The sequence below is a fragment of the Plantactinospora sp. B5E13 genome (assembly GCF_039871775.1).
Taxonomy (GTDB): domain Bacteria; phylum Actinomycetota; class Actinomycetes; order Mycobacteriales; family Micromonosporaceae; genus Plantactinospora.
In genome coordinates, this window is sequence record NZ_JBDPLT010000055.1 from 14742 (window position 1) to 32810 (window position 18069).

Consider the following 18069-nt stretch of genomic DNA (forward strand, 5'->3'; position numbering starts at 1 on the left):
GCGCAACTGCGATTGCCGTCCTGTCCCATGCGGACCGGTTCGTGAACGTGTTTGAGAACGATGGTTGCTACCTGTTGTCGTTCCACTGGAATGGACGGCAGCAGGCGCACGGCCAGACGCCCGACATCTCCGCGGCGGCCGATTCCGCGCGGCGATGGGCCGAGGGCTTCGACCTGGAGAGCCTCGCCGCTGCCCATCCTTTCATTGAATTCTCGGGGCTTCAGCTAGCCTACGAGCGAGGAGTTGCCGTTGAGTTTCAATGGGCTGAGTTACTCAACGCGGTAGAAGAAGAGGAGCGAGCCTTTCGTGACCTCGTCATTCTGGCCTCGCGTGACGACTTCCTGAAGCAGCTTTTTCCCCGGCTCGGCCACCGTTTTGCACTTTCTGCGAACGAATACAGCCAGGGTATTCTCGTTGCTGTATTTGTTTACCGTCCCGGGTGGTTCGTCATCTATGGTGACGATGGCGCCTTCGAGTTCGAGGGGGATGCGCGCCAGGTGGTCGATTATCTGGGCCACCGGCTTGCAGTCATGAGGCAGGACGGCTGACGCAGAAGGCGATGCACCGGCGGCAACAGGCGAACGACGCGCGGGGCCATTGGCCTTTAGTGCGTGCGGGGTGGACTCACCGCGAAGATCCAGATCCTGGCCGACGGACGTGATCGTCCCGAACTCAAGCCAGCGTCTGCACCAGCTCCTGGCGGGTCGACGTACGGACGACTCGGGCGAGGGCTCCGTTGACCAGGGGCAGGTACGGCGGCACGTGTCCACACTCGACGTCGGCGATGATCGGCACCCCGAGCGGTCCGAGCGCGTCCAGCACCGCCTCGTGCTGGGTGAGCGTGGCGTCGTCGGGCGCCGGGGTCCGGCCGACGAGGACGGCGTTCGCGGCGTCGAAGAACCCGGCCAGCCGCATTCCGTGCAGGTTGCGGCAGATCGTGTACGCGTCGTGGCCGAACGCCTCCACGTAGACGATCAGCCCTTCCGGGGCGTACGCCTGGGCGATGGCCGACACGTCGCCGAAGGGCGTACCCATCAGATTGCACAGCGTCTCGATACAGCCGCCGATCAGGCGTCCCTCGACCTCGACGTCACCGTCGGCGTCCAGTCGGCGCCACCTGCCGACCGCGTCGAGCGTGAAGTCCCGTACCTCGGGGAAGTCCTGGTAGTCGACGAAGCCGCCGGCCCGGTGGCGGCCGGGCGGGGTCTGGACGAATTCGCTGCCCACCGGCATGGTGACGATGTCCAACCAGGACAGCAGTCCCTCGGGAGTCCGGTACGGGGTGTCCATCAGGTTGTTGCCGTGCAGGGTCGCGGTCCCGGTCAGCAGGGTCAGCGGGGTCAGGATGGTCGACATGTCGGAGAACCCGACCAGCCAGGTGGGCTCGGCCTCCCGGATCAGGTCCCAGTCGAGCAGGGGCAGCAGGTCGATGGCGGTCTCCCCACCCCACGGCGGCACGATCGCCTTGACCGAAGGGTCGGTCAGCATCGCCGTCAGTTCCGCAGCCCGTTCCACGGCCGGGGCGCTGACGTGCCGTGACCCGTCCATGCACTGGCCCATGACCACCTGGTAGCCGCGTGCCTCGACCGTGCCGACCGCCACCGCCAGACGTTCGCGCAGCTTCTCACCGACGCCGCTGGAGGGTGAGGTGACCCCGACGCGGTCACCGGGACGAAGCGGCTGCGGGTAGCGGATCGACATTCCGGAATTCTGGCACGGGCCACCCCGGTCCCGGTCGACGCCCGCCTCGGCGGGGTTCGTCCACCGTTGTCGGAGACGTTCCTGCGCCGAGGCTGGGGCGTGGGCCGGTTATGCTCCTCCGGGAGGTTGGCGCGCCCCCGCGCCGGGGTGCGAATCGATTCGAGGGCGGTGCGATGAACATCGGGGAGATCGCCCGCCGGGCGGGGGTGTCCCGCAGCACCGTGTCCTACGTGCTGAGCGGCAAGCGGACCGTGTCGGAGGCGACCCGGCAGCGGATCCAGGCGGTGATTGACGAGCTGGAGTATCGGCCGAACGCCAGCGCCCGTGCTCTCAAGGAAGGGCGTACCCGAACCCTCGGGCTGGTGATCCCCCCTGCGAGTCAACGGTTGACCGACATGCAGTTGGGCTTTGTCGCCAGCGTCGTCGAGGCGGCCGCCCGCCATGACCTGGACGTGCTGCTGTCGCCGTCCGGTGGTGACCACGACCGGTCGTTCGAGAGGATCGTCTCCGGGCGCCGGGTGGACGGTGTGGTCCTGATGGAGATTCGACTGGAGGACGACCGCGTGACCCGGCTGGCCAGGGCGGGCCTGCCGTTCGTCACGATCGGTCGGACCGCCGAGCCGCACGGCATGAGTTGGATAGACATCGACTACTCCGGGCTGATCGCCCGCTGCGTGCACCACCTGGCCGATCTGGGGCATCGACAGGTGGCCCTGGTGAACCGTTCCGCGGAGTTGGTGGCCGCGGGTTACGGCCCCAGCCATCGCGCGCTGGTCGGTTTTCGGACGGCGGTGGCGGAGCGCGGCCTGACCGGCGTCGACGTCTGCTGCGGCGATGACGCGACCTCCGGCGAGATGTGTGTGGAGCAGCTGCTCGCGACACATCCGGACGTCACGGCGATAGCTACCATCAACGAGGCCGCGCTGCCCGGGGTGCAGCGTGCGCTGACCGGCGCCGGGCTCTCCGTGCCGGTTGACTTCTCCGTCACCGGGGTCGCCGCGCAGCATTGGGCGGAGGATTTCCGCCCGCCGTTGACCGCCGCGGATGTGCCGACGCGTGACATGGGCGCCGAGGCGGTGTCACTGCTACTGGAGATTGTCGCCGCGCCCGGGTCCGTGCCACGCCACCGTCTGTACAGCCCGCCCATCTCGTTGCGCTCCAGTACCGGCCCGGTCCGGTCCCGCTGATCCGGTGCGGTCCGGTCCGCTGACCCGGCCCGGAGGACACGGGCCATGCCCGGTCCCCGTGCCTCGACGCTCCCCAGCGGGCCCTACCGGGCTCGCTGAGCCGGTCCGGCTACCCGCCCGTGACTCGCCGCTCCGCCTGGGCGGCGGCGAGGATGAGGTAGCTGCTGGCGGTCCAGGTGTATGCGCGGTCCCGGAGCCCGGCACCGGTTTCGGCGTCGAAGTTCTCCGCGAAGCCGGACTTCTCACACAGCGCGAGGAAGCGTTGACTGATCTCGTCGGCGATCCCGGTGTACCCGGCCCGCCGCAGCCCGTCCTCGACCAGCAGGGTGGAGGGCGCCCAGATCGGGCCCCGCCAGTAGCCGTCGGCGAGGTAGTGGGCCGAGTCGGTCGGCTCGGTGGCCAGCCCGTGCGTGGTCAGGTGGGTTTCGATGCCCCGGGCCAGAGTGGCGGCGACCGGGCCGGGCAGGTCGGCCCCGAGGGTGACGGGCATCAGGTCGAGCAGGCTCCGGCTCGCCCGTCGCCGGCCGGTGTGCGGGCTGCGGGCGGTGAAGCGCTCACCGTCCCACAGGTCCCGCAGCATCGCCGTGCGGATCCGGTCGGCCTCCCGGGTCCACCGGTCGACGGGTTCGCCCAGTTCGGCGGCGAGGTCAGCCAGGCAGCGCAGTTGCGAGACCAGGAACGCGGCGAGGTCGGCGGTCTCGAGGAGCCGGTGGTCGTCGAAGGTGGTGGCGTTGTCCCAGCCGCTGTCGTTGCCGTGCTGGTAGTGCGGCAGGTCGTGCCCGGGGGCCCGGCGCGCGTCGAGCCAGAACCCGGTCCAGCGGGCCAGCCGGTCGTACGTCTGCGCCAGCGCCGCCCGGTCCGGCGGCTCGGGAAGGCGCCGGCGTAGGTGGCGCAGCGCCCAGCCGTGGATCGGCGGTTTGACGTAGTTGTGCAGGACCTCCGAGTGGGTGACCGAGTCGGGCAGGGCGCCGGCCCCGTCCTGGTGATCGAAGGGCAGGTGGAACTGGTGCCAGGCCAGCTCGGGATCGCCGGCCGCCAGGGCGATCGCGTTGAAGCAGTGGTCCCAGCTCCACACCTTGTCCATCCAGTGCTTCGACATCAGGACCGCCGGCCGGGTGACGAAGCCCGCCGGGGCGACGGTGGCCGACCACAGCACGTACGCGGCCAATGCAGCGGACGGGCTGTCGGCGCCGCGCCACGGCGCGACCGCGTCGACGAACGCGCCGAACTCCCTGCTCCGGTCGTGGCACAGTCGGTCGAAGGTGACGGACGTGGGGTACGGCCGGCGGGCGGTCGCGTACTCCTCGATCGCGATCTCCCAGGGCTGGTCGCCGGGTAGGTCCAGGAAACGGTCCGCGCTGCCGAGCGCCTCGACACCCCCGGTCCGGGCAGGAGCACCGGAGAGCACGGTGACCCGGTAGCGGCGCCCGGTCTCGTACGAGGTGAAGACGTGTGCCTGGTCGACCGGGTCGACGTAGAGGTAGGTGCCGCTGAACGGGGTGAGGGTGCGGCGGGCCGCGGCCAGCCGCAGGCCGAGTCGCCGACCCCGGATCCGCAGGCTGTCCGGTCCGTCGTAGACGGCGTCGATCCGCCCGGAGCCGGTTCGCCAGGTCAGCAGGGTGGGCGTGGCGACGACCGTGGCGCCGGCGTCCGAGGGGACGAGGCGCAACACCGGGTGCAGCCCGGTCTGGTGCGAGACCAGGTGTAGGTCGTCGGCGTACGTCTTCTCGGCTACCACCGGGGAGATGTTGAGCCAGGAGCCGTAGTAGCTGAACGGGATGTCCTGGATGGAGAACTCCGGACCGGACGGGGCGACGGTCATGGGTGGCGGGTGCCTTTCTGGTGCGGATGGTCAGTCCTTGACGGCGCCGGCGGTGACGCCCGCCGAGACATATCGCTGGGCCAGGACCAGCAGCACGGCGGCGGGGATGGAGGCGACGACGGCGGTCGCCATGATGGCGTTCCACTGCTGGTTGTTGTTGCCGATGTAGTGGTAGATACCGAGGGTGATGGGCTGCTGGTCACCGCCTCCGGCCAGGGTCGAGGCGAAGATGAAGTCCGACCAGGACCACAGGAAGGCGAAGAGGGACACCGTGACGACCGAGTTGCGGCTGACCGGCAGCACGACCGACCAGAAGGTGCGCAGCCGGCCGGCGCCGTCGACCACGGCGGCCTGGATCAGCTCGTCGGGGATCCCGGACATGAAGGCCGTGAAGATCAGGACGGCGAACGGCACCGCGAGTGTCGAGTCGGCCAGGATCAGGCCCGGCAGCGTGTTGAGGACGCCGAGACTGAGGTAGATGGCGTAGAAACCCATCGCCATGATGATGCCCGGGATCATCTGCGCGATCAGCAACACGAAACTCAGCGCCGGGCCGCCGGGGGGTCGCAGCTTCGCCAACGCGTACCCGGCGGGGGCCGCCACCGCCACGGTCAGCACCACCGTACCGAGACCGACCAGGAAACTGGTGCCGAGGTACGGCAACTGCTGGTCGAGTACGGCCCGGTAACCGTCCAACGTGCCGTCGGTCGGGAACAGGTGCGGGGGATCGGCCCGCATGTCCCGGTCCCGGGTGAAGGACACGTTGATCATCCAGTAGACGGGGAAGAGCATCAGCCCGGTCAGCAGCAGGCCGACGACGGTCTTCCACCAGACCCTGGGCGTGGAGGTGGTCATGGCAGGTGCTGCCTCCGCTGGATCCGGATGTGGACGAGCCCGGCGATCAGGGCCATCACGATGAGCAGGTTGCCGACGGCCGCACCCGGCCCGAACTCGGGCAGCAGGTTGCCGAAGCCGAGTCGGTACGACCAGGTGGCGAGCGTGGCGGAGGAATCGGTCGGGCCTCCCCTCGTCATGATCCAGATGATGTCGAAGACCTTCAGGGTGTAGATCAGCCCGAGCAGCAGCGTGATCGCGGCGACGGGGCGCAGCAGCGGGAGGGTGATCGACCAGAATCGTTGCCGGCTCGTCGCGCCGTCCAGCGCGGACGCCTCGTACACCTCGACCGGGATCGCCTGCAGGCCGCTGTACAGCACGACCAGGTTGAACGGAACGCCGATCCAGACGTTCGCGATGATCACCGACGTGAGCGACCAGCCCGGCGAGGTGAGCCAGTTGACCTGATCGATCCCGACGACGCCCAGCGCGGCGTTGACCAGCCCCGAGTCGCTGTTGAGTAGCCACGACCAGGTCGACGCCGAGACGATCAGCGGCAGCAGCCACGGCACGAGCATCAACGCCCGCAGTGTGCGTGACAGCGGGAAGTGCTGGTGGAAGAAGAGTGCCAGTGCCATGCCGATGGTGAACTGGAAGGCGAGCGACGCGGCGGTGAAGACCAGCGTGTGCGTCAGTGTCGGCCAGAAGGCCGGATCCGCCAGGACCGTACGGTAGTTGTCCAGGCCGGCGAAGGGTGCGCCGCCCTGCACGAACGAGCGAACGGTGTACTCGCGCAGGCTCAACTCGACGTTGCGGTAGAGCGGGTAGGCGTAGAAGGCCAGTAGGTACACGGTCACCGGGCTCAGGAAGCCCCACGCGAGCCATCGGTCGGGCCGGCGGACGCGGGACGGGGGAGGCCCGGGTCGGGCGGCGGTCGCCGCTCCACCCCGGTCCCGTCCGGTGCTGGAGTCAGGTGTGGTGGTGTGCATGCTGTGGGTTCGGCGCGCTTACCTGGTCGAGGCCGCGGCCTGCGCGGCGGTCAGCGCCTCCTGCGGTGACTTCCCGCCGCTGAGGGCCGCCTGCACCGCCGTCCAGAGCGATTCGGAGATTTTCGGGTACCTCGTGCCGAGGTTGTCACCGGTGCGGCCCTTGGCCGCCCGGACCGCCTCCACCCAGACCTTGAGTTTCGGGTCCGTGGCCAGCTGCCGTTCCTGGACGGCGGCCACCGGCGCGACGTAGGAGAGTGTGGTGTCGGTGGTGAGGAGGTTGTCGGCGTTGGTCAGGCAGGCGACCAGTTTCTGCGATGTCGCGTACCGGTCGGTTTTCTGCTGCACCGGGATGGAGACGAACTCGCCGCCGGTGGGCGCCGGCGCCGGTCCGCCCGCGCGCGCCGGGATCGGGATGGTGCCGTACGCGAAGTCGAGCTTTTCCGCGTTGGCCAACTGCCAGGTGCCGTTCTCGGCGAACGCGTAGTCACCGGTGGCGAACTCCTGCCAGCTCGTGGTCTGGGTGTTGTTGATGACCGAGTTCGGTGCGTGGCCCTGGTTGAGCCAGTCGGTCCAGAGCGTCAGGGCGGACACCGCCTGTGGCGAGTCCAGACTGGTCAGCTCCGCTCCGGCCCCCCAGAACCAGGGCAGGAACTGGAAACTCCCCTCCTCGGTGCCGATCGCGGAGAAGGTGATGCCCTTCTTGCCCTTGGTCTTGACCTTGGTCAGCGCCGTGGTCAGCGACGTCCAGTCCGTGACCGAGGCCGGATCGACGCCAGCGGCGGTCAACAGGTCCTTGTTGTAGTAGAGGGCGAGGGTGTTCGCCCCGATCGGCACCCCGTACGTCTTGCCGTCGCGCTGGCCGGCGCCGAGCAGGTTGGTTTCCATGGCCGAGACGTCCAGCCCGTTCTCCTCGGTGGTGGTGAGCGCGCCGGCCTCGGCCAGTGTCGAGATCACCGGGTTGTCCACGATCAGCACGTCCGGCGAGTTCCCCTGTTGGGCGGCGAGCAGCGCCCTGGTGGTCAGGTCGGTGGTGTCGTAGCCGGTGCGTTCGACCGTCACTCCCGCCGAGGTACCACATCTGGTGAGTAGGGCGACCCAGTCGGAGTCGTCGGCGAACTGCGGGTACGGGTCCCAGACGAGGTAGGCGGTGCCGCCGGAGGGGCCCTCGGCGGACGACGAGCAGGCGGCGCCCGCCACCGCGGTGAGTGTTGTCACGGCGACGACGGCCAGACGCCGTCGACGACTGAGTCCGGTCATCGGTGCCTCACTTCAAGTCGATCGTCAGGTGGGGTGTGGGGTGGTGACCGTCGCGGGCCGAACGTGGTCCGGCCATGAGGCGAACCGATTCGGCGAATCGGTTCGCACGAAGATAGGACCGTCCATGCTCGCCGGTCAAGGGGTGATCAGCTATGTCCACGTGCTGCTGGGAAACGTCGCCTTCACCCCACTGTCACTTCATTGACATGCTTCAGCATCCGGTCCTACGATCCCTTGCGAATCGATTCGCAAGCGCAGCCTCCGGAGAGCGTCCCCGCGCCCCACCAAGGAGCCGCCCGTGAAAACCCCGTCCCGCGGCAGGCCAGGACGAGTCCGTGCGCTCGTCGCCCGACCCCTGGTCGGCCTGCTCGCCGCCGCCACCGCCGCAATTGTCGCCGCGCCTTCCGCCCAGGCCGCCGACGAGTCGATCAGCGTCAACTTCGCCACGACCAACGGCACGCCGACCTACCGCGCGTCCGGCTGGATCTACGGCATGACCGAGAACGCCAGCGGTCCGGCCGACCACTTCTACCGGGATGTCAAGTTCCAGTACATGCGCGCCGGTGGCGCGCAACTCGCGGGCAGTGGCTGGGTCGGCGGGACCTACGACCGCCGCTGGAACTCCACCCTCGCCCAGGCGCGTCGGACCGTCGCCCTCGGCGGCCAGTTCATCCTGCTGCCGCACGATCTGTGGGGCGCCGACGGTGCCGGCATCTCCCGCTTCCCCGGGGACAACGGCAACTGGACCGACTACGACAACTTCCTGACCCGGCTCATCAACGACGTCCGGGCGTCCGGGCTGAGCGTGCAGTGGGACATCTGGAACGAGCCCAACATCACCATCTTCTGGAACCGCCCGATCCCCCAGTACCTCGAACTGTGGCGCCGCACCTACCAGCGCATCCGGGCGGAGTTCCCCAACCAGCTCATCGTCGGGCCGAGCTGCGCCTGCGTACCGTCGACCACGCACACCTTCTGGAACCAGTACCTGGACTTCGTCCGCTCGACCAACACGGTGCCGGACATCATCAGCTGGCACTCGTTGCCGGGTGACCCGGTCGCCAACGTCGCCGCCGCCAACGCCACCCTCGACCCGCGCGGTATCGCCCACCCCCGGCCGTACCAGATCAACGAGTACGGCGCGCCCGAGGAGCAGAACCCCGCCGACGGCGCCTGGTACATCTCCCGGCTGGAGCGCGCCCGCGCGGACGGTCTACGAGCCAACTGGGCCGGCGGTGGCAACCTGCACAACGACCTCGGCAACCTGCTGGTCCGTAACTCGGCCGGCCAGCACCAGCCCAAGGGCGAGTGGTGGGCCTACCGTTACTACGCCTCCCAGACCGGGCAGATCGCGGCCGTGACCGCCAGTCCGTCGTACGACGCGTTCGCCACGAAGGCGAACGGTGTGGCGAAGGTCCTGGTCGGTGGTGGGCGTACCACCGGGAACCTGACCGTCAACCTGCAACGTCTGGACACGACCAGCGGCATCGTGCAGAACAACCAGGTACGGGTGCTCACCCAGCGCATCCCCTACAACGGCGGCGGTGCTGTGCAAGGGCCGATCACCGTCTCGAACAGCGTGGTCGGCGTCTCCAACAACAACGTCACCGTGACCCTGCCGTACCCCAACCAGACCGACACCTACACCGTCACCCTGCTGCCCCCCTCCGACGGCGGCTTCCAGTCGGTGGCGGTGGCCCAGCATTCCCAGCAGTGCCTGGACAACCCCGGCCTGAGCACCGCCGACGGTACCGTCCAACAGCAGTACTACTGCGAGGGCGGCGACCAGCAGCTCTGGAACTTCCGCCCGGTCGCCGGTGTGGCCAACACGTACACGGTGGTCAACCAGCAGAGCGGCAAGTGCCTCGACGTCAGCGGCGTGTCCACCGCCGACGGCGCGGTCGTGCACCAGTGGACCTGCCACAACGGCCTCAACCAGCAGTTCACCCTCCGCAGGGTGACCTATCCCGGCAACGACTCGCACGACTACCAACTCGTCGCCCGGCACAGCGGCAAGTGCGTCGATGTCAGCACGGTCTCCACGGCGGCCCGGGCCCCGGTCCACCAGTGGACCTGCAACGCGACCGGCCAGGCCAGCCCGCTGAACCAGACCTGGCGAATCCTGGGGCGGTAGGGCGTCACGGGGAACGGACGCGCTGGCCGTCGACCGGACGGCCGGCGCGCCTCCCCGCGGCGACAGTCCGGCGACCGCCACGCGTCGACCCGGCCGTCACCACCACCGCCGAGCACGTCGAAAGCCCGCACACCTCCACGACTCCGAGGAGCCCTCCCGTGCGTAACCCGTCCTCCGGTGGGCCAGGAACAGCCCACCCCCCGGCCCCGAGACACCACCGCACCCGACGTCTGACCGGCCTGGCCGTTCTGCTGGTCGGCCTGCTCGTCAGCGTCGGCGCCACACCTGGTACCCCACCTGCCACCGCCGAGGCCGCGGCACCCGTGTCGGCGGCCGCCATCGTGGTGGGGCAGAGCACCACGATCGTCGGTACCCCGTCCGGTCGCTGCGTCGACGTTCCCAACGCCAGCACCGCCAACGGCAGCCAGACCCAGCTCTGGGACTGTCACGGCGGTGCCGGCCAGACCTGGACCTGGACGGCGAGCAGGCAGCTCACGGTGTACGGCAACAAGTGCCTGGACGCGTCCGGTCAGGGCACCGCAAACGGCACGCTGGCGATCATCTGGGACTGCAACGGCCAGACCAACCAGCAGTGGAACGTCAACAGCAACGGCACCATCACCGGTGTGCAGTCCGGGCTGTGCCTCGACGCCAGCGGCTACGGCACCACCAACGGCACCAGAATCCACCTCTGGGCCTGCCACGGCGGCGCCAACCAGCAGTGGACCTCACCGACCACCCCGCCGCCGACCGGAACGCGTCCGTGCGACATCTACGCCTCCGGCGGCACCCCGTGCATCGCGGCGCACAGCACGACACGGGCGCTCTACGCGGCGTACGCCGGCAACCTCTACCAGGTCCGACGGTCCTCGGACAACACGACCCGCGACATCGGGCTCCTGAGTGCGGGAGGTACCGCCAACGCGGCGACGCAGGACTCGTTCTGCGCCGGCACGACCTGCGTGATCACCGTCATCTTCGACCAGTCCGGACGCGGGAACGACCTCTGGTACCAGGGTTCGAGCGTCGTTCCGGGCTCACCGCAGAGCAAGCCGGCGATCGCGACGTCGGAGTCCCTGACCGTGGGCGGCGCGAAGGCGTACTCGCTCTACATCAACCCCGGCAACAGTTACTGGCGCGACGGACACCTGACCGGAGTGCCGACCGGCGCCGCTCCCGAGGGCATGTACATGGTGACCAGCGGGACCCACGTCAACAGCGGCTGCTGCTTCGACTACGGCAACAGCGAGACGACAAGGAAGGCCGACGCCGCCGGGGCGATGGACGCCATCAACTTCGGCACGCAGTGCTGGTTCGGCGGCTGCTCCGGCACCGGCCCCTGGGTGCAGGCGGATCTGGAGTGGGGCCTGTTTCCTGGCGGAAGCAGTTCCTGGAACCCGAACCAGCGGGCCTTCACCAGCAAGTTCGTGACTGCCACGCTGAAGAACAACGGTACGACCCGCTTCGCGATCAAGGGTAGCAACGCGCAGTCCGGCAGCCTCTACACCCTCTGGGACGGGTCACTCCCGCCGGGATACAGCCCGATGAAGAAACAGGGCGCGATCGTCCTGGGCAGCGGCGGGGATTGCTGCAAGCCCGACGGCGGCGCGAACCTGAGCGCCGGCACCTTCTACGAAGGGGCCATGGTCACCGGCTATCCGTCCGACGCGACCGAGAACGCGGTGCAGGCCAACGTGGTGTCCGCCGGCTATCGCTGACGCCGACCATCGACAGGGTATGACGTGTGGCCTCGTGAGGAGTCGGTTACGCGCCCCGGCTACTGGCCCGAGCGGCGCGACGTCTGTCAGCGGTCCGCCGAGGCCGTCCTGTCCGGCGTCGCGCCTGGGTGGACCCGCGGTGCCGGTCCCTCCAACGGCGTACGTCCGGGCGCCCGGATGCCGTCGAGCAGAATGGTGACGATCCGACGCCAGCCGTCCGGTCCGGCGTCGACGCCGAGGCAGTGGTCGGTGTCCAGCGCCGCACGTGAACAGATCAGGATGTCCTGCCAGGTGACGTCGTCCCGGAGCGCACCGGCGGCGCGGGCCCGCTCGGTCAACCGCATGACGGCGTCCTGGAGAGCGGCGGTCCGCTCCGCGAGTTCGGGTGACGGTTCCTGCTTGTACTCGGCGGTGTATTCGGCCAGTCCCCGGCTGTCCCGGTGCGCCCCGGCCAGCTCCATCACGAACTCCGCCAACCCGTCCCACGGATCAGGGCGCTCCATGCACGCCCGCGCGACATCGCACATCTCGTCGTAGAGGCCGATCACGACGGCGTTGAGGAGTGCCTCCTTGGTGCCGAAGCGTCGGTACAGCGTGCCCACTCCGACGCCCGCAGCCGTCGCGATGTCGAGCGCCGAGACGTCGAGGCCCCGGGAGGCGATCGCCTCCCGGGTCGCGATGATCAGCTGGCGGCGGTTGCGTCGCGCGTCCGCGCGGCCGCCGGGTTCGGTCTCCGTGGTGCTCGGTGGGGTTTCGTCGTGCCGCGTGCCCGTACGGGGGTCAGGCGCGGTGTCCAGGTCAGGCATCGGGGGTCCAGTTCTCCAGCGGGTCCATCCGCAGCCGGGTCAGCAGCAACGTGTCGATCAGCCAGCGCCCGTCGACCTTCCGATAGGTCTCCCGGTACTGGCCGTAGCCATTGTGGCCCTGGGGGGCGTTTTCTCCCACCGGGAAGGTCAGCAGATCCTCCATCGCCCAGATCCCGGAGGCGGTGTCCGGCCCGGTGATCTCGATCTCCGGCCTGTGCCCGTGGTGGACCGACGGTGCGGCGCCGGTCAGGTCGCGGATCGTGTACGCGAACTCCTCCAGCGACTTCCAGCTGACGCCGTCGGTCACGAGCCTGGCCTCGGGGGTGAACAGTGCGGCCAGCTCGTCGTGCTTCTTCTCGTCCACGAGGCGGAAGTAGCGGGCCTTCAACTGCTTGATGCTCTCGATCGCTTCCAGCGCGTCCAGCCGCCGGAGCATCTCGTCGAGATCACCCATGGCTGAGCCTCCTAGCCTGTCCGGTGGTCGACCGGTGGCTGGTCCGCCGTTCAACCAGTGGCCGCAGGGCGCCTGGTAGTCGTCTCCACCTGCAGTCTAACGCAATCGGACGGCGAGCGTCCGATTGATTGCTGAGCCGGCCTGTAGGCGGACGACTATCGTCCTGTTGCGCTACGCTGTAGAAGCGGACGACCCTCGTCCGAGGGGCGTTGTCCGGAGTCGAGTGGTTGTCTCTCCTTCTCCTCCGGGAAGCGACCACCTCCCTACAGACCCTTCCCGGAGGGAAGAAGACCATGCGCGTCGACATCTGGTCGGACATCTCCTGCCCGTGGTGCTTCGTCGGCAAGGCTCGCTTCACAAGGCGCTCGCCGCGTTCCCACACCGGACCCGGGTCGAGGTGGTGCACCGCTCCTTCGAGCTCGACCCCCGGCTGACCCAGACCCACCGGACAACCAGTGCGGCTCACGCCAAGAAGTACGGCATGACCCCGGCCCAGGCCAGAGCGGCGGAGGAGAACATCGCGGGCATCGCCAGGAAGGAGGGCCTCGGCTACCTCGTCGACTTCCGGGACGACGGCAACACCTTCGACCTGCACCGGCTGCTGCACCTGGCCGCCTCCGAGGGGGTGGAGGACAACCTGCTGACCCTGTTCTACGAGGGCAACTTCGCCGCGGAGCGCAGCATCTACGACCCCGAGCACCAGGTCGGACTCGCCGTCCGGGCCTGGCGCGAACGCCAACCCGAACTGACCATTCTCGGCGCGGACGACCAGACCGGATGTGACGCGGACGGCGCCTGTGCGCTGCCCGGCGCGCGGACGGCACCACGGTGCGGTCTGGCACCCACTGACCGGTCCCGGGACGGGCCGGCGTCGGCGTGACCTGCATCCGCACCACGAAGGTCGAGCACGTCGCGAAGAGATTGGGCCCGCTCGGCGGCTACCGGGCGGCGGCCAGCACGGCGCGCCACGGATGCTCCGGGTTGACCAACAACAGCGCGTCCTCGAGCCACCGCCGCCGGGCGACGTCGAGCAGTGGCAGCACCATCCGGAAGTCGACCTCGTCCTTGTCCCGGGTCTGCTTGGCCTTGAACAGCAGCACGATCTCCGGGGCCAGGTACGGGACGCCGTCCACGCCGTGTTCGACGATCTCGGCGTACGGCCGGCGGATCCGCTCGTCACGGCGGTAGATCCAGGTGTCACCGTCGTGTGGTTCGCGGAACACGTCGCACCGCCACCGGCCGGTTGCCCGTTCCAGGGCCCAGGTCTGGTGACTGGCCTCGAGCGTGGCGGCGGTGGCCGGGACGATGTCCCCGTCGTACGGAACGTGGAAGTCGCAGTCGGCGAACCGTGCTGCCAGGTCGCCGAACCGGGCCGCCGGTACGGCGATCTCCAGGTCGGCGTGTCTCCGGGTCGGGGCGCCGACAAAGAGGTCGAGTGCCCAGCCGGCCGCGACGTACCAGGGAAACTCGAGGCCGGCGAGGCGACCGGCCAGCAGCCGGGGGTGCCACGCGTCCCAGGCGTCGAGGTTGGGTGGCATCCGCCCACCGTAATCGTCGGCCTGATCGCCCAGCCACTGGTCTGGCGTGGGTAGCGCGGGATCCTTCGCCGTGCGAATTGGGGATGGATGGTCGAATTCGTTTCCGGCACCCACTGGCTGTCTTCTTCGGGCGTTTCCGGCGACGATTGTCCGGAGCACCGAAACAACTGGTGATCCGGCGTGGAATGCGCCGATAGTCCTGTGCTTCGTACGGTCTGCCGCCAGCCGGTCGTTCTGGGCTGCCTGCGTCACCTCGTCAGGGGAGTCCCAGTTGCCGGCTTGTCCCCAGCCTGCCGGTTCTGGCCCGCCGGACAGCCGTAGTACGGGTCGGGGCGCTCCTGCGTCGCCCGTCCCGAGCCGTGCTCGCCTGCGCCGGCTGTGTCGTCTGGCCGGCCACGCCTGGTTTGGATCCTGCAGCCGGTATTGCGATTTGCTGTGCCATTCCGGTCCTTTTTCCGATGGGCCTTCAACCGAATCGTGTGCTTCATTCGCATAAGCCTGCCTTGCTGCGATTAGCGCCGTACCGTGATTTTCAGTGCTGCAACGACGTGTAGCCCTCCGCGCCCGGGTTGGTGCGGTCGTGTCTTCTGCGAAAGGCAGGGAGACTTGATGTCCGAGTTCCGAGGGAGCAGTCACGGAGATTCCGAGCGCCGGAAGGAGGCGCGGTTACCGCGTCGACGGTCCCGGTGGATCCTCACCGGAGGTCTCGTGGCTGGAACCCTGGTGGTGGGAGCGGCCGGGCTGTCCGGCGCCTCCATCGCGGCCGAGAAGAAGTCGGATGGCGCACACCGCGACGTGACGTCGGTGCCCTGTGACTCGGCCAAACTGATCGCCGCGCTTGTCCGCGCCGACGCCGAGGGGGGCGGCACGCTCGAACTCGCGCGGAAGTGCACCTACAAGCTCAGCACCCCGAAGGGCGACCACCGCGGTGGCGACGCGGGGTACGGGCAGGACGGCCAGCACGGCGGGGAGAGCGGCCAACCGAAGGGCCCGAACAGCGGTCCGGACGGCGCCGACGCCGCTGCGGGTGCCGTTAAGGCCGGCCCGAACAACGAGCAGCAGGGTCGGCAGGGCGAGCCGGGCGAACGTCCGGCGCCGGTCCCGGGACCCTCCGCCGACCAGGGCAAAGGCAAGCAGGGTGCGCCCAGTGGCAAGCAGGGCCAGAGCAGTGGCAAGCAGGGCCCGACCGGCGCCCAGCCGGGCGGGAGCGCCGCGCCGGGCGGCGGTCCGAGCAGTGCTCCCGGCAGTGCACCGGGTGGCGGCCAGAACACCGGGCAGAGCACCGGCCCGAACAGTGGTCCGGACAGCGGCCCGGACGGTCAGGTCACCGGCCAGGGGCCCGGCCAGGAGGTCAACCTGCCGGACGACAAGAACCTGTTACCGGTTATCAAGCACCCGATCACCATCAAGGGGAACGGGGCGACCCTGACCCGTGACCCGAACGCCAAGGAGTTCCGGTTCTTCACCGTCGTCAACGGCGGGGAACTGGAACTGGTCGACATCACCCTCGACAACGGCCGGGCCGAGTTGGGCGGCGCGCTCTGGGTCGAACACGGTGGCAGCGCGGTCGTCACGCGTACCACGTTCTCGCGGAACACCGCGCTCGCGGTCAAGGACGGCGGCGGTGGCGCGGTCTTCAACGACGGCCACATGACGATCACCGAGAGCGAGTTCCGGGACAACAGCGCCGCCGGAGCCGAGGGCCAGGGTGGCGGCATGCTCAACGGCGGCGTGCTGAGCATACGGAAGACCGAGTTCGTCAAGAACAGCGCTGGCGGGATCGGTGGCGGCCTGGCCAACTTCCGGGGTGCGGCCGACGTCACCGAGACGACCTTCGCCGACAACAATGCCGGTGAGGGCGGCGGGCTCGCCAGTTCCTCGGCCCGGACAAAGGTCTGGGACACCAAGGTCATCGGCAACACCGCGAAGATCGGCGGCGGCCTCTCCGTCCGCGACGCCACGCTCGACCTGCGCAACCTGACCGTCACCCACAACACCTCGACGGTGGACGGTGGCGGCATCTCCAGTGTCCAGGCGCTGCTCGTGGTCAACGACAGCACCGTCACCAACAACACCACCCGGGGCGACGGTGGCGGGATCTTCGCCGAGAAGTCGAACGTCTTCGTACGCTGGACCGAGGTCAGCCGCAACAAGGCGGTCGGACCCGAGTCCCGGGGCGGCGGTCTCTACGCCGAGGCCGGCCAGCTGAGCGTGGTGAAGAGCAGGATCACCGAGAACAGCTCCACCAAGGAACCGGGTGGACTCTTCGCCAAGAACGTCCGGCTCGAACTCGACGTGGAGACCGTGATCGTCAAGAACCGGCCGACCGACTGCGGGCCGACCGGGTCCGGGGCGATTCTCTCCGCCAACTGCCAGCAGCAGAAGCACGGTCAGCAGAGCGGATGGGACCAGTAGTCGGCCCTGACGGACCACCCTGCCGGGCGCACCCGCCCCGCCAGCTCCGGGTCACCACGACCCGAGCGGGAGGGACCGGGTGCGTCCGGTTGTCCGCCGCGCCGACGGCCGGCCCGGCCTGGGCGGATCGGGCCGAGGCCGGGTCAGGCCGGGCTCAGGTCAGGTCGGGCTCGGTCAGCTCACCGAGCCAGCCACCGACCGCGTCGGCGTGCTCGGGCGCCACCGGTGCCGGACCACCCAGCGCGCGCTCCCACTCCGGCGAGGTCGCCCCGCGCAGCGCCCGCTGCCAGGTCAACGCCCGACCCACCTTGCCGACCCGCAGCGCGAGCCGGACCGAGCGGACCAGGCCGGCACGGTCCCGCAGGTCGGTCCAGGGTTCCAGGTACGCGTCCCGCAGCCGGGCCAGTTCCGGCCCGCCCGGAGCGAACCCGAACCGGTACGCCGCCACCTTCAGCGTCACAAGCAGACTGCTGAACGGATGCGCCAGACAGGCGTCACCCCAGTCGAAGAACCGGAGCCGGGCGTCGGCACCCCCGCCCCCGCCCACGAAGACGTTGCCGTCGTGCAGGTCGTCGTGCTGCAACGACGCCGGCAGTCCGTCGGCGGCGAGTTCGGCACACCAGCGGTCGTACCGCTCGGAGAGCCGGGCCAGGGCGGCGCGTCGCTCCGGGGCGAGCGTCACCGTCGGGTCGGCCAGCAGGCCCACCAGCGCGGCCGACATCCGCGCCGGGCGCAGATCCGGCAGACCGAGCCCGAGCAGCCGGTCCACGTACGGCACCGTCCGCCGCTGCAGTTCCGCGTACGTCCGCAGCAGGTCCACCCAGCGGGCCGGGTCGGGCGGATCCGCCGTCACCTCCCGCAGCGTCGGCCCGCCGTCCGAACTGAGCAGCCAACCCCGGGGCAGGTCCACCGCCAGCGGCGCCACCACATGGTCGGGCGCCCAGTCGGCGAGCGCCTCGACCACGGCCGCCTCGAAACCGTTGGTGGGTACGTTGGCCTTGAACCAGACCCGGCCGGCGGTGGTGTCGACCCGGCGCACGATGGACCAGGCCCGGACCCGGACGTTCTCGACTGGGCCGGTGGCGGCGAGGCCGCGCGCGGCCAGTTCGTCCAGCATCCAGGCGTCGCTCTCGGCCTGCCAGCCGGGATCCAGTTGTTCCCCGGTCGGTACGTCAGTCAGCACCCGGCCACGCTAACCCTGGTCACCGCCCTCG

At 69.4% G+C, this 18069-nt stretch carries 15 protein-coding genes; 6 read left to right on the forward strand and 9 right to left on the reverse strand.

Annotated elements, in window-relative coordinates; genetic code table 11:
• Window positions 1-41 precede the first annotated feature (41 nt).
• Entirely contained in the window at window positions 42-548 is a 507-nt protein-coding gene (locus ABGB05_RS31810) for a hypothetical protein (protein ID WP_347657646.1), read from the forward strand.
• 124 nt (window positions 549-672) lie between these two features.
• Here the strand turns inward: ABGB05_RS31810 and ABGB05_RS31815 are convergent, their stop codons facing one another.
• Window positions 673-1701, reverse strand: coding sequence for a S66 peptidase family protein (locus tag ABGB05_RS31815; RefSeq protein WP_347657647.1), 1029 nt, complete (start codon window positions 1699-1701; stop codon window positions 673-675).
• A 173-nt stretch (window positions 1702-1874) separates the two neighbouring features.
• Between ABGB05_RS31815 and ABGB05_RS31820 the strand changes: the two genes are divergently transcribed.
• Window positions 1875-2888 carry a LacI family DNA-binding transcriptional regulator gene (locus ABGB05_RS31820; RefSeq protein WP_347657648.1) on the forward strand — a complete coding sequence of 338 codons (1014 nt, stop codon included), beginning with the start codon at window positions 1875-1877 and terminating at the stop codon, window positions 2886-2888.
• A 109-nt stretch (window positions 2889-2997) separates the two neighbouring features.
• Here ABGB05_RS31820 and ABGB05_RS31825 read toward each other — a convergent pair whose 3' ends face one another.
• From ABGB05_RS31825 to ABGB05_RS31840, 4 genes are all read right to left on the reverse strand, one after another.
• The gene (locus ABGB05_RS31825) at window positions 2998-4710 is read right to left on the reverse strand and encodes a trehalase family glycosidase (RefSeq protein ID WP_347657649.1); all 1713 of its coding nucleotides are present in this window, start codon (window positions 4708-4710) and stop codon (window positions 2998-3000) included.
• A gap of 30 nt (window positions 4711-4740) precedes the next feature.
• On the reverse strand, window positions 4741-5565 hold the full coding sequence (locus tag ABGB05_RS31830) for a carbohydrate ABC transporter permease (RefSeq protein WP_347657650.1): 825 nt from the start codon (window positions 5563-5565) through the stop codon (window positions 4741-4743).
• Window positions 5562-6401 (reverse strand): sugar ABC transporter permease, encoded by an 840-nt coding sequence (locus ABGB05_RS31835; protein ID WP_347657651.1) that lies wholly within the window; start codon window positions 6399-6401, stop codon window positions 5562-5564. Before ABGB05_RS31835 ends, ABGB05_RS31830 begins: the two co-directional genes overlap by 4 nt.
• 150 nt (window positions 6402-6551) lie before the next feature.
• On the reverse strand, window positions 6552-7790 hold the full coding sequence (locus tag ABGB05_RS31840) for an extracellular solute-binding protein (protein ID WP_347657652.1): 1239 nt from the start codon (window positions 7788-7790) through the stop codon (window positions 6552-6554).
• A 298-nt stretch (window positions 7791-8088) separates the two neighbouring features.
• Between ABGB05_RS31840 and ABGB05_RS31845 the strand changes: the two genes are divergently transcribed.
• Window positions 8089-9924 carry an RICIN domain-containing protein gene (locus ABGB05_RS31845; RefSeq protein ID WP_347657653.1) on the forward strand — a complete coding sequence of 612 codons (1836 nt, stop codon included), beginning with the start codon at window positions 8089-8091 and terminating at the stop codon, window positions 9922-9924.
• A gap of 158 nt (window positions 9925-10082) precedes the next feature.
• The gene (locus ABGB05_RS31850; protein ID WP_347657654.1) at window positions 10083-11642 is read left to right on the forward strand and encodes an arabinofuranosidase catalytic domain-containing protein; all 1560 of its coding nucleotides are present in this window, start codon (window positions 10083-10085) and stop codon (window positions 11640-11642) included.
• An 86-nt stretch (window positions 11643-11728) separates the two neighbouring features.
• On the opposite strand, the gene ABGB05_RS31855 is transcribed toward ABGB05_RS31850, so the two are convergent.
• Both ABGB05_RS31855 and ABGB05_RS31860 read right to left on the reverse strand, forming a co-directional pair.
• On the reverse strand, window positions 11729-12448 hold the full coding sequence (locus tag ABGB05_RS31855) for a TetR/AcrR family transcriptional regulator (protein ID WP_347657655.1): 720 nt from the start codon (window positions 12446-12448) through the stop codon (window positions 11729-11731).
• Window positions 12441-12902, reverse strand: coding sequence for a nuclear transport factor 2 family protein (locus tag ABGB05_RS31860; RefSeq protein ID WP_347657656.1), 462 nt, complete (start codon window positions 12900-12902; stop codon window positions 12441-12443). The genes ABGB05_RS31855 and ABGB05_RS31860 overlap by 8 nt, the downstream gene beginning before the upstream one ends.
• Window positions 12903-13233: 331 nt before the next feature.
• On the opposite strand from ABGB05_RS31860, the gene ABGB05_RS31865 reads away from it, so the two are divergent.
• A complete protein-coding gene (locus tag ABGB05_RS31865; RefSeq protein ID WP_347657657.1) occupies window positions 13234-13782 on the forward strand; it encodes a DsbA family protein in 549 nt (182 codons plus the stop codon).
• Window positions 13783-13840: 58 nt separating this feature from the next.
• Here the strand turns inward: ABGB05_RS31865 and ABGB05_RS31870 are convergent, their stop codons facing one another.
• Window positions 13841-14440: a hypothetical protein gene (locus ABGB05_RS31870; RefSeq protein WP_347657658.1), complete on the reverse strand. Its 600-nt coding sequence runs from the start codon at window positions 14438-14440 to the stop codon at window positions 13841-13843.
• Between the two features lie 708 nt (window positions 14441-15148).
• On the opposite strand from ABGB05_RS31870, the gene ABGB05_RS31875 reads away from it, so the two are divergent.
• A complete protein-coding gene (locus tag ABGB05_RS31875; protein WP_347657659.1) occupies window positions 15149-16855 on the forward strand; it encodes a hypothetical protein in 1707 nt (568 codons plus the stop codon).
• Window positions 16856-17009: 154 nt separating this feature from the next.
• Here the strand turns inward: ABGB05_RS31875 and ABGB05_RS31880 are convergent, their stop codons facing one another.
• Complete coding sequence (locus tag ABGB05_RS31880) at window positions 17010-18038, reverse strand: aminoglycoside phosphotransferase family protein (RefSeq protein WP_347657660.1); 1029 nt, start codon at window positions 18036-18038, stop codon at window positions 17010-17012.
• Window positions 18039-18069: the final 31 nt, after the last annotated feature.